We start from the raw sequence: 1,490 nt of genomic DNA on the forward strand, positions 1-1,490 counted from the left end.
AAGTGGTTGGAAGCCACTTCACTTTGCCTTTCGGCGTTTCACTGAGCTTCCTTGCCCAGGTCTGACGGTTAATTCGAGGGTTTCTGCTCGCCCCAGGCGCACCTATCCCGTGATCGGTGGCCCGTGAGGCAGCAGCTTGGCCATACGTCTCAGGTTTTGCACAGTCGCGGCCAAGGTGAATTCGTCAGTCGCACCCGTCAGTCCACGCAGTCGTAAACGGTCGAGTTTCATGATCCGTTTGAGGTGGGCGAACAGCATCTCCACCTTCTTCCGTTCGCAACGAGAGACGAGGTATTCCGGTGTCTTGGCGATGCGTCGCGCCACGTCACGAGCCGCTTCGTGGACGCTCCGAGTGATTTTGCGGAATGTGGTATTGGGGCAGCACTTCGCTTTCAGCAGGCAGGTGGCGCAGTCGCTTTGGCTGGAGCGGTAGATGATGGTGTTGGCCTTGGTCACCCGAGACCGTTGCTGGGTGAAGGTACGCCATTCACTGCGTAGCGGTTTGCCGACTGGGCAGCGGTATTCATTGGTCTCTGGATTCCAGTGGAAGTCGTTACTGGAGAGACTGCCGTCCTTGCGCTCGGTCTTATCCCACACCGGCACGTGTGGCTCGATGTTCTTTTCTTCAACCATCCAGGCCAGCATCGGGGCAGTGCCATAGGCGGTATCGCCGATGAGGCGTTCCGGCGTGAGATCGAACTGCGCTTCGACACGCTCGACCATCGTCTTGGTCGAGTCGACTTCGGCGGTACGATGCGCCGGAGTCGCTTCTACATCCATGATCACGCCGTGCTCGGTGTCGATCAGGTAGTTGGTGGAGTAGGCAAAGTAAGCCGGGCCGCCTGGCGCTGCTGTCCAACGAGACAGCGGATCGGTGAGTGAAATCTTCTTGGGGAGGGCTTCAGCCAACGCCTCTTCATCAAGGGCTTCGAGGTACTCGCGTACGGCGCGGCTGCTGAGCTTTGGATCGTTCCAATCGACTTCATCACCCGCCGTCCCACGTTGCCTGCTGGCATCCGCCTTGATGATGCTGGCGTCGACGGCGAAGCCTTCGCCCTTGACCAGGCCGGCTGCCATGCAACGTCGCAGCACCTCATTGAACAACCAGCGGAACAGACCGCTGTCACGGAAGCGGCCGTGACGATTCTTCGAGAAGGTTGAGTGATTGGGTACTTCGTCTTCCAGACCCAGTCGGCAGAACCAGCGATAGGCCAGATTTAAATGCACCTCTTCGCATAGTCGTCGCTCGGAGCGGATGCCGTAGCAGTAGCCAACGACCAGCATGCGCACCATCAACTCAGGGTCGATCGAGGGGCGTCCAATAGGGCTGTAGAAGTCGGCCAGATGTGCACGCAGATCGCTGAGATCCAGGCATTGGTCGATAATGCGCAAGAGGTGCTGGGGCGGAACGTGGTCTTCCAGATTGAACGAGTAGAACAGCCGCTGCTGCCCACTCGGTAGCTGTCCCATCATGCTGTTCGCCCCCGCGC

Annotated in this window: 1 protein-coding gene; it reads right to left on the reverse strand. The window is 59.0% G+C overall.

Features of this window, described 5'->3' with window-relative positions; all coding sequences use genetic code 11:
* Positions 1-102: 102 nt before the first annotated feature.
* Positions 103-1,473, reverse strand: a complete 1,371-nt coding sequence (locus N5D30_RS26025; RefSeq protein ID WP_279909105.1) for an IS1182 family transposase — start codon at positions 1,471-1,473, stop codon at positions 103-105.
* Positions 1,474-1,490 lie beyond the last annotated feature (17 nt).

It is taken from the genome of Pseudomonas sp. GD03875 (assembly GCF_029840585.1).
Lineage (GTDB): Bacteria > Pseudomonadota > Gammaproteobacteria > Pseudomonadales > Pseudomonadaceae > Aquipseudomonas > Aquipseudomonas paralcaligenes.